The sequence below is a fragment of the Microcystis sp. M113S1 genome (genome assembly GCF_020246945.1).
Lineage (GTDB): Bacteria > Cyanobacteriota > Cyanobacteriia > Cyanobacteriales > Microcystaceae > Microcystis.
Genome location: NZ_JADBSA010000335.1, coordinates 1 through 9,201 on the forward strand (window position 1 = coordinate 1; position 9,201 = coordinate 9,201).

Annotated in this window: 12 protein-coding genes and 2 pseudogenes; 2 read left to right on the forward strand and 12 right to left on the reverse strand. The window is 41.9% G+C overall.

Going from position 1 to position 9,201, the window contains the following annotated elements; translation table 11 throughout:
* The coding region (locus IM319_RS16650) for a hypothetical protein (protein WP_287736340.1) at window positions 1-181 on the reverse strand (181 nt) is incomplete at its 3' end.
* An 80-nt stretch (window positions 182-261) separates the two neighbouring features.
* Here IM319_RS16650 and IM319_RS16655 point away from each other — a divergent pair.
* On the forward strand, window positions 262-1,203 hold the full coding sequence (locus IM319_RS16655) for a transposase (protein ID WP_287736336.1): 942 nt from the start codon (window positions 262-264) through the stop codon (window positions 1,201-1,203).
* On the opposite strand, the gene IM319_RS16660 is transcribed toward IM319_RS16655, so the two are convergent.
* The 11 genes and pseudogenes from IM319_RS16660 to IM319_RS16710 all read right to left on the reverse strand — a co-directional run bounded on the left by IM319_RS16660 (window position 1,204) and on the right by IM319_RS16710 (window position 8,626).
* A complete protein-coding gene (locus IM319_RS16660) occupies window positions 1,204-2,805 on the reverse strand; it encodes a peptide ligase PGM1-related protein (protein ID WP_287736341.1) in 1,602 nt (533 codons plus the stop codon).
* Window positions 2,806-2,971: 166 nt separating this feature from the next.
* Complete coding sequence (psaJ, locus tag IM319_RS16665) at window positions 2,972-3,100, reverse strand: photosystem I reaction center subunit IX (protein ID WP_002738148.1); 129 nt, start codon at window positions 3,098-3,100, stop codon at window positions 2,972-2,974.
* A gap of 45 nt (window positions 3,101-3,145) precedes the next feature.
* Window positions 3,146-3,640: a photosystem I reaction center subunit III gene (locus IM319_RS16670; protein ID WP_004163740.1), complete on the reverse strand. Its 495-nt coding sequence runs from the start codon at window positions 3,638-3,640 to the stop codon at window positions 3,146-3,148.
* A 132-nt stretch (window positions 3,641-3,772) separates the two neighbouring features.
* Window positions 3,773-4,192, reverse strand: coding sequence for a secondary thiamine-phosphate synthase enzyme YjbQ (locus tag IM319_RS16675; RefSeq protein WP_002757262.1), 420 nt, complete (start codon window positions 4,190-4,192; stop codon window positions 3,773-3,775).
* Window positions 4,193-4,202: 10 nt separating this feature from the next.
* Window positions 4,203-5,003, reverse strand: a complete 801-nt coding sequence (cobA, locus tag IM319_RS16680; protein WP_287736337.1) for a uroporphyrinogen-III C-methyltransferase — start codon at window positions 5,001-5,003, stop codon at window positions 4,203-4,205.
* A gap of 299 nt (window positions 5,004-5,302) precedes the next feature.
* A complete protein-coding gene (locus IM319_RS16685) occupies window positions 5,303-5,668 on the reverse strand; it encodes a clan AA aspartic protease (protein WP_159294728.1) in 366 nt (121 codons plus the stop codon).
* Window positions 5,665-5,940, reverse strand: a complete 276-nt coding sequence (locus tag IM319_RS16690; protein ID WP_149985566.1) for a hypothetical protein — start codon at window positions 5,938-5,940, stop codon at window positions 5,665-5,667. The genes IM319_RS16685 and IM319_RS16690 overlap by 4 nt, the downstream gene beginning before the upstream one ends.
* A 342-nt stretch (window positions 5,941-6,282) precedes the next feature.
* Window positions 6,283-7,224 carry a macro domain-containing protein gene (locus tag IM319_RS16695; protein WP_287076101.1) on the reverse strand — a complete coding sequence of 314 codons (942 nt, stop codon included), beginning with the start codon at window positions 7,222-7,224 and terminating at the stop codon, window positions 6,283-6,285.
* A gap of 112 nt (window positions 7,225-7,336) precedes the next feature.
* The gene (locus tag IM319_RS16700) at window positions 7,337-7,765 is read right to left on the reverse strand and encodes a DUF1810 domain-containing protein (protein WP_287736338.1); all 429 of its coding nucleotides are present in this window, start codon (window positions 7,763-7,765) and stop codon (window positions 7,337-7,339) included.
* 364 nt (window positions 7,766-8,129) lie between these two features.
* Window positions 8,130-8,402: pseudogene (locus IM319_RS16705) on the reverse strand (hypothetical protein).
* On the reverse strand, window positions 8,399-8,626 hold the full coding sequence (locus IM319_RS16710) for a hypothetical protein (protein ID WP_286825503.1): 228 nt from the start codon (window positions 8,624-8,626) through the stop codon (window positions 8,399-8,401). The pseudogene IM319_RS16705 and the gene IM319_RS16710 overlap by 4 nt, the downstream one beginning before the upstream one ends.
* Window positions 8,627-8,974: 348 nt before the next feature.
* On the opposite strand from IM319_RS16710, the pseudogene IM319_RS16715 reads away from it, so the two are divergent.
* A pseudogene (locus tag IM319_RS16715) lies at window positions 8,975-9,201 on the forward strand (arginase family protein); the annotation flags it as partial.

The window sequence follows — 9,201 nt, forward strand, 5'->3', positions numbered from 1 at the left end:
AGACTTTTTTTCCCTCAAAAAGTGCCGACCCTTGGAGTGATTGGGGGGAAAATTCAGGGACTTTTTCCCTGAAAATTAGGTAATTGACCACCTGAAAATGGGTAAAACCCCACACCCCACACCCCAACCCCCAACCCCCATCCCCCAACCCCCAACCCCCACCGAAAAACTTTTTCAGCAGACCCTATTTAGAAACTATTTAAACCAGTTAAGTGCATCGCGGTCAAGACAACTTTGATAAATCACAACCAAATCTAAAGAATGTCCAATACTTTTCTATCGATCGTTATCCCGATGCGTGAGGGATTTAGCGAACATTGGCTAGGAGAATTATTGAAAGTCAAGGGAGATATAGAATTTATTTTAGTTCATCCTCCCGGGGTCAAACCTTCGCCGGTGAATGATCCGCGCATGAAACAGATTGTCTGTGCTTTACGGGGTGAAATTATTCAAAGAAGTACAGGATTTTTAAATGCCAGAGGTACTTATATTCTCACAATCAATTGCGATGAATATTTACACCCGGAGATCGTCACCTTAGTCACAGAGTATTTTGACCGCTTTCCCAATAGTTGGGTATTACGATTAGCCAGATGTGAATTTCCCTACGGTGAACGAGAAAAATTAGAGAGTTCTTGGCCAACAATTCCCGATGTAAAAAGTTTAGCTATCTGTAGCAGAAGAGAGAATAATAGTAACTTATTTAAAGATAACAAATATTTATTAGAACTACCGATCGCTCCTTTAGATAATCCTTTTAATCCCCAAGTTTTTCTCAATCAACGTCGCGATCAAAATGGTCCCCATTTAGAAAATTTTGATAAAAAAGTTTGGAAAAGTGAACTTGTGCAAGTAGCGACGATAGAAATTACTAATCTCATGAACTTATTTGGTCCGATTAAATATATTCCTTTTTGGTGTTTAGATAGATTACTAGGTTTATATATTCAGGCTAAATATTTTGAAAAAGAGCGAGTAATCGGTCACTGGCTGCCGAATTATCCCGAACAAATACGAATTGAAGATAATCCTCCTGAATACCGAAGAACTTGGCGATTTTACTTTTTATCGGAAGTTATGTTATTAAGAAAATTCCCTCAGTATGGCTATCTTTGGAATCTAGCTATCTATCAATTTTTAGAACTGCCTGCTTGGATGATTAAATCTCTGAAACAAAAAATTATACCCAGTAAATCAGTCTAGTTATATCCAAGTGATCGGTAATCCAGAATAATAATAACCTAAATTTATGGAACTCTGCTCTGTTTCCCAATCTAACACCTGTTCCACACGCTGATAAATTGCCGCAGCTTCCTCACTAGAATTACCGATACAAGTTAACCCTAATTTACCAAATTCTGACAGCGCACCCATGAGATGAAAAACTGTTCCTGTTTTACTGCTACTATCAAAATGTAAGCGATGTTTAGCAATAATATCCATTAAATCATCGGGAAGTAAACCTTTGTATTGGGGTTTGTGGAGATTATCGGAGGCAATATAGTGTTTTTCTTGGTGAGGTTGACTGAAAAATAATCCAGTTTCTCGATCGTATTCACCATTAGTTAAAAGCTTCAAAGTCATAAAAGGATGGGTGGTTCCTCCTTTTCGCAGATTAATTTCGATCGCCTGTAAATCCCAGACTAAAGTTTCTGGATTTTTCACAGCGACGAAATCAACCCCATAGCGTTCAATTGCCCCCTTGACTGCCAGAATTTCACCTATTTTTAGGCCTAATTTCTGTAATTGTAGGCGATAATTTTCATCGGCAGGAAAATGACAACCTAGATAAATTTGACCATCGGGACCCCCTAAAATTTGATCGTGAGTGGAAAGAATATTCACTTCTCCCGTGGGTGTAATATAACCTTGCACACTCGGCGATCGCTTTTCTTCTCCTTCAATAAAAGCTTCGACAATTGCCCCTAATTCAGCAATTTTGCCAGAAAAACTCTCCCAATTTTCATCCCTTGCTTGAAAACTCATCTTCTCTAATTGTTTGGCCAAGAGATTCATTCTCTCGCTTAAATCTAGACTGTTACTATCAACAATTCCCGCTAAAGGACGTAAATCTAAAACTGCATTTCCTTCTCCCGATAACCCCTCATTTAACTTAACTACCATGCGTTTTAGTTGCGGTTGACGGGACCACAAACTAGCGGCTTCGTATAACAAATCCTTGACCGTATTTACCTGTAAACTACCGTCAGGATGGGGAATATTGCCTTGACCAAAAATCTCGCGACTGCCACTTTTAGAACCCCAATACAATAAGTCTGGACTACAGGCAAATAAAGGAATATCTAATTGTAAAGACAATTCTCGCTCTAAATTAGTAGAATTAAAACAAACCATGTAGGCACGATCTCGACGCAACGCTTGCCGGATTCTTGCTACTAAGCGCGGTCTTTCCAAAATTTTTTGGGTTAAAGGTTGAAAAGAGCTATCGTGAGTTGTCAGTAATAACAGACGATTATTAGCATGGGAAAAAGGAATCCCCGGCAACAATTGCAGGTAATAATCAATCACCATCCGCGAAAGTGGCTGCGCTGTTACATAGATTAAACGAGTTTTCGGGTGTCGCAACCGAATCAGAGAAAACAATAATCTTTCTTCGTAATGTAAAAAACCCGCTACTTTTTGACCGACTCTCTGATCGATACTAAAAGAAGGGACAACTAGGATATCATAATCCCATTCATCGGATTCGGGAACGTTTTCTCCCTGCCAAATCTCTTTTAATTTTTCTTGTAATTCTTGATAGCGCAGCCGCTTTCCTAGCATCAAATCTCTATCTAACAGCATGGTTTGTCCCACCTCTGTGGTTACAGACACCTGTATCTTATCGATTTTTAGAGCCTGTCGTCTCCAGTGTCTTTCTTTTCTTAATATTCCCCCAATCCCTCCGATCGTTGCCCTTAAAAAGGGATACAGTGGACTCTGTATCCCCTTTAATCACCTGAGATTGCCTTTAACCTAGCGGGTGGAATAAGAGATCGGGATAAAAGCGATTAAATTCGATTAAAATCCCGGCGGTGAAAGTCAGCAGCGCCATAATTAACACGGGTGCGGACGAGAGAAATTTAGTAAGTCCTTCCATCTGAGTTCTCCTAGGGAATAAAAAGTCAAGGGTTTGACACAAAAATTAACGAGGGGAAACAGTAATTTCCGAATCCTTAACGGTTAATTTACCGGAAGTGGCTTCTTGTAAAGCCGCCAACGGCCAGAGGAACCCCGTTAACATTTTGCTCAAAGCGAGGGGAACATCGATGATGATTTCCTTCATTTCGGCATCTTTACTGTCGCGCACGGCGATTAAATAGGCCCGACCAACCCAACCGATCCAACCGGCAATGTACAGGAATAGGATGCTAGGGATAAAGAAATCGCCCATGTGATCCCAACGACCATCAACAATTAGGTGTGGATAGCCTTCCGGTCCACAGAGAGCCTGGGAGTAGGTTTGAGCGCGTTTGGCTCCCGATTCGGGGTCAGGAGTGGTGTTGCGGAAACTCTTCGCTTTTTGTAGGAAAGCGGGATTTTCGCTACAAGGGGTCAGATTGGACAAATCAGCCGACGCTGGAGCGGCAAAGGTGAACCAGAGAGATAGCACCAGGGCCAGAGCGAACAATTTTCGCATAAATTGTTTCCTTTTGTTACGAAATATGAAGTTCTTTGTTCAAAAAGCGAACAATTTGATCGTACACGGAAAAAATCTTACTCCGATGAGGGGTGCGAGTAAAGTTTCTATTACAAAACTATACGCAACGCTTCAGACCCCCGTGATATGAACCACCACTTGCCTTTGGTGACGACTCTGACGGTGTTCCCAGAGATAGATACCTTGCCAGATCCCTAAAACTAATTTACCCCTAGCGATCGGGATTTGTTCCGATGTCCGGGTGAGGACCGAGCGAATATGAGCGGGCATATCGTCTGGCCCTTCGGTAGAGTGATAGTAGAGACTGCTATCTTCTGGGACTAACTTAGCGAAGAAATTGGCCAAATCGGTGAGAACATCGGGATCGGCATTTTCTTGGATCAGCAAAGAAGCGGAGGTGTGACAGACAAATATACTGCATAATCCCGTCGTTATGCCTGATTCAGCCACGATCGCTTCTATGGGGGCAGTAAGACGATGGAAATTCTTGGGACTGGTGGCAATTGTCAGGGATTTTTGATATTGACGCATGGGAACCGGATCAGAGAGAAATGGGGGTGGGGGGGATTGTCCTGGAGAGCAAAGGTTGTCCCGCTTGTAAGAGATCGTGAAGGTCCACCACTGCACCGATAACAGCGATCGCTGGGGCTTCAAAGCCGGTGGCTTCGATCTGGTCCATAATCGTGGTGAAAGTACCGATTAATTGCTGTTGTTGCGGTGTTGTTCCCCAGCGAATCAGGGCGATCGGTGTTTCTGGACTCCTGCCGGCCTTGGTTAACTCGCCGATAATATAGGGTAAATTATGCACACCCATGTAAACGACAATTGTTTCTGCGCCATGGGCGATCGCTGACCAGTTAACCTGGGGACGATATTTACCCGCCATCTCGTGGCCGGTGACGAAAGTAACGGAAGAACTATAATTGCGATGGGTGAGGGGAATACCGGCATAGGCAGGCACGGCAATTCCTGAAGTGATCCCCGGCACGATCTCGACGCTAATTCCAGCCGCGATCAGATCGAGCATTTCTTCACCCCCGCGACCGAAAACAAAGGGATCACCCCCCTTGAGACGAACAACCACGGTATTAGTCTGGGCCTTCTCGATCAGTAAAGCGGTGATTTCTTCCTGTACCAGAGAATGACGACCGCGACGCTTACCCGCATGGATTTGTTCGGCCCGGTGGTTAATCATGGCTAGAATCGAGGGGCTGACTAGGGCATCATAGAGGACAACATCGGCATTTTCTAAGAGAACTTTCGCTTTTAAGGTCAACAAACCGGGATCTCCGGGACCCGCACCGACGAGATAGACCTTACCGCAACTTTCTGATTGATTCATAGATACTGGGGAGAAAATTCTTGCTTCGATCGAATGCGCTTGATCCCTACTGTATTGTGACTTGGGCAAAATTTGGTATTTTTGACTACAGTTACGCGGCGATCATGCGCTTTCTTCTTGAAGAATTATGATCTTAACATTACTTAACCCTTAATCTAGCGATCGCTCTGGTCCTAAATCTCGTTTAACAGGTATGGGGGAGAGCGGGTTTTTAAAGTTGGATTGGGAGTTAATCATGCTATTAAAAACCGATTCAGTATAACGGCGAAGTTAGCCTGCGTTTGCGCTAATGCTGAGAACTACAATTTGTCAATTGTTACCAACCCACCTTCCGTAAACTGAATCACAAGTTCATGGCTATCTAATAAAGCAGTTCCAACCAAAGGTCGCCGCCCTGTTGCAAATACACGAGTTTCTCGCTCCTCACCATTCCAGATAATAATTGCTTTGTGAAGAGGGAGCATTACTTGGCTGTTGTCTGCTAAATTCGCACGCATATCGTACCTGAAAGGAAGATTCAGTAATGCTACTGCTTCGGGTGGCAAACAAAGCTCATCTGTAAATCCTGTATCTACTACAAACTCAATCGGAAAGTCAGCGCGATTTGGAATCCGAAATGGGATAGTGATGATCGGGTGTCCATTAGCCACAATACCTGAAATCACTTAACTACACGCTCCATAATACCCCCACCAAAAGCGGCAGCAACGTTGTAGCCAATTTTGATCCCAAAGAGCCGAGCATGGGGGTGTTTCTCGCTCAATAAGTCGGCAGCGTGTAAGCCATTTTCATCAACTTTATAGTCACCTGTTTCAATGTCAATGATGACCATCTTGCCAATGTTTTCTTCAACTTCCACCTCTTGGCGGATTCTGCTTTCGTACAGTTTCTCTGCACGTTGAGCAACTTCTTCACGGCTTAAAAGGATTGCTTGCATATACTAACTCCCGATTGGGATTTGACTTCTGGAAACCTCTCCATAATATCTTACAGGTCTGTAGGATGGGCATTAGCTCATCCTACTACCTCTCTACAAGATTGGCGTACTGCTACGCAGTGCCTTCGGCATCGCATTTAGACTTACAGCTTCAATCAATGTGCATGGTGCGTTCCCCAAAAATCGATCGGTGGAGCAGTAGGAGCCACATTAGGGAACGCACCCTACAGCGATCGCTGTGAATTTACATTATCCGAAGGACCAAAAACCAGACCAACCACACCACCAATTAAACCACCTACTGCACTACCAGAGCAGCGATCGCACTGATACCTTGAAGGATTACAGGAACATTCCTGTAGTGGTTTTCAGTAGGTGCTTAACAACTTCTGAGGAGATAGATGGCTTATCCTTCTCGCTAGCTTGAAATATAATAATGTTAAATTCTTCTACATTGTGTCCATATGGTCGATATAGTACTTCACAAACTGCTAGTAGCATAGCCAAAAGTGAAACCTCTTTTTTTAGCCCTCCATGGCCTGAACCAATCAAAGGAATATACACTGAACTAAGTCTTTGGTCAGCCGCTATACTCAGAGTTTCCTTTACGGCTCTAAAAATGTAGGACATTTCTGCTCGCAATCCTTCGCCAGCTCTCATTGTAGTAACTGAAACAAGGAGAATTTTATGCTTAGTTGATAGTATTTGATCAAGAAAAACACCAGTTCCTATATCGTAGCTTTTCTGGAACTTACCCGCTTTTTTCTCTACTTCCACGAACGGTAAATCTTTCAGTTTATCGTCGATCAATTTCTTGATTTCCTCTATTTGGTTTGGATATTTTGCCTGCATGAATGCACCTAATGCACTTACTTTATCCCTTATGCACTCATCATCGAAGAATTCATTGGCTGGCAATACGATCAAGCTTTTTTCGGCATTACCCTCAATTACATCTATTCTTCCAAAAATGATGTTTATCGTCGACATGTTAATAGTTGAACTGAAGCCACTTTTCAGTTTATTGACTTTTCCAGGCGTTAGCCATCCAACAGGAGATTTTCCAAAAATACGAGCTAATGAATCTTCTTCAAAAATATAAAGACAGATGGAAATTAGGATTAGGATTATCCCTAGCACATAAAGTGGAAAAACTGGACTTGTAGCCCTTGAGATTTGCAACTTGGCTATATCTGCAACGTCAAAATAGCTGATAATAACTAGAAGAAAACCAAATGCGCCAATAATAACTGAGTATTTTTGTTTTTCAAAAAATTGGAACATGCAAATTCTTTGGCTAATATTTACTCGAAACTAGGAAGTTTAATAATGATTTATCCCAAGTTGATCAACAATCAATATGATTTTGATTTATGAACACATCAGTCACAAAAACCTATGAATTTTTCAAGATGCTGAGAGTTAATTGGTCAAGCTTGTCTTCGAAATACTTGAAAATAGCGTCTTTGAAGATTTTATTGTCTTTCGTAGCATGCATAAACAACGTCATGGAAGCTCGAAACTTCAGGGTGTCAGTATAGCCAAAAATTTGTTCGGCTGTAAGTCCTTCTACATTGATTACAAGTTGAGTGCACTCTCTCAATCTCAAACTCAGAACAGGGTGCTCTAAGTAAGCCTCAGCTTCTTCTAGGGATGTTATTGCAAACTTTTGCGCCATTTCGCTTTGGCCTAGACCTTTAATCTGTGGAAATATATACCAGATCCAATGTTGGCTTTTATGTCCTCGCTTTAGTTCCACGAGAACTTCTTCATAAACTGAATCTTGCGCTTTCTCAAAACGTTGTAAGTTGTAAATATCATTCATTAATCCATCTCCATTAACTCGGTATGATTAGGTTGTTTTAACAAAAAAGTCTCATAGCCTCCCTCGCTCTTAATTTTATGCCTGACTATAGGATTATACAGAAAATTCCCGTATAACACTCTTCAGAGTAACGATCTGGGTCAACTTTCGGCATATCACTCTATTTAGGCGCAATCGTCGGAAGTTTTCCCTATATCACGCCCAAAAGCGTGTTAGCCAGATTAGCTTACTGCCAACAATCTCCTTTAAGGAAACTTATCACAGAAGCTTTCTGGAATCGTAGCAAAGATTCTTAGATATGACTGCACTTTGTCACAAAATTTCACTATTATTTCGGGTGCGGTGATTTGTTATGTTTCTTGGTTCACAACTTCTTTAACAATTTGTCATACTCTGCGTGAGAGCCTATCCAAAACCAAACAATTACATTCTTATTCTTGATTCTTCCTAGCGCTCTCCAACCTATACCGACTCTGATTGACCAGTTCTGGTCTTCTTGATTGACCTCCTTAAATTCTAAGCTTGGATGACTTGGGTTATCTTTTCATAACTTGTAATTTTTTCTGGCTGTTCTTTTCACTCTTTCTGGTAGCTGTTGAAATAAGCCGACGAAATCTGGATTTAGTTCCGACTTCATAGCTCATCAAATCCCATTTCTTCAGTCTGTCCGTTTTCTGAATCCGCAATAGCTTTCTGAGCAAGTTCTTTGAGAATTAAGCTGTCTTGGGGTTTAGATAATGTTTCTTGCCATTTGATTTCATTTTCGATGTCTTCAATAAACTGCGCTGCCAGTTCGTCTTGAATTGCTTCTGGTAGTTCTTGAGCTTTTTGTACGGCTTTACTTAGAAGTGTTGATAACATTTTTTCTCTTCTCTTGAAAATATAACTAGATATTATAGGTCAACTTTCTGTACAAAACTCTCCAGAGTAACAATATGGGTCAACTATCACCAGAAGTTTTCCCTATATCACCCCCAAAAGCTTGTTAGCCAGATTAGCATCTTGCCAAAAACCTTGTTTAACTAAATTCTTGACAAATAGGCTTATTCTAGCGATGATTCCTAGATCTGACCGCACCCCTTGATAAAAAAAATTGATAATTATTCGACCTTTAGCGATCGCTATTGGGGGATAGTTGTTTTTTGTTACAGCAGTATGAAGCAGCCTAACTGATGGCTATATTTCCAGATTATCGCCCGCAGGAAACCAATAATCGCCGATGATAAATTTGTCGTCGCCGTCGGGGGTGAACACGCTATCACTACGAGAGTAGTACAAGCTTACCAGCAAGCTTGATCGGAACCTTTTACGGTGGTTCAAATTGATGCCCATGGCGATATGCGTTTTGAGTACGAAGGCTCCCACCATAACCACGCCTGTGTGATGCGTCGGGTGTTAGAAATGGGTTTACCGACCTTACCCGTGGGAATTCGGGC

What these genes read in the sequence shown, in the direction of transcription:
- IM319_RS16655 (WP_287736336.1), top strand. Translation starts at nt 262, where the DNA reads ATGTCCAATACTTTTCTATCGATCGTTATCCCGATGCGTGAGGGATTT.
- IM319_RS16695 (WP_287076101.1), bottom strand. Translation starts at nt 7,224, where the DNA reads ATGTTCCAATTTTTTGAAAAACAAAAATACTCAGTTATTATTGGCGCA.
- IM319_RS16690 (WP_149985566.1), bottom strand. Translation starts at nt 5,940, where the DNA reads ATGCAAGCAATCCTTTTAAGCCGTGAAGAAGTTGCTCAACGTGCAGAG.
- IM319_RS16660 (WP_287736341.1), bottom strand. Translation starts at nt 2,805, where the DNA reads ATGCTGTTAGATAGAGATTTGATGCTAGGAAAGCGGCTGCGCTATCAA.
- IM319_RS16710 (WP_286825503.1), bottom strand. Translation starts at nt 8,626, where the DNA reads ATGTTATCAACACTTCTAAGTAAAGCCGTACAAAAAGCTCAAGAACTA.
- IM319_RS16675 (WP_002757262.1), bottom strand. Translation starts at nt 4,192, where the DNA reads ATGCGTCAATATCAAAAATCCCTGACAATTGCCACCAGTCCCAAGAAT.
- IM319_RS16670 (WP_004163740.1), bottom strand. Translation starts at nt 3,640, where the DNA reads ATGCGAAAATTGTTCGCTCTGGCCCTGGTGCTATCTCTCTGGTTCACC.
- IM319_RS16700 (WP_287736338.1), bottom strand. Translation starts at nt 7,765, where the DNA reads ATGAATGATATTTACAACTTACAACGTTTTGAGAAAGCGCAAGATTCA.
- cobA (WP_287736337.1), bottom strand. Translation starts at nt 5,003, where the DNA reads ATGAATCAATCAGAAAGTTGCGGTAAGGTCTATCTCGTCGGTGCGGGT.
- psaJ (WP_002738148.1), bottom strand. Translation starts at nt 3,100, where the DNA reads ATGGAAGGACTTACTAAATTTCTCTCGTCCGCACCCGTGTTAATTATG.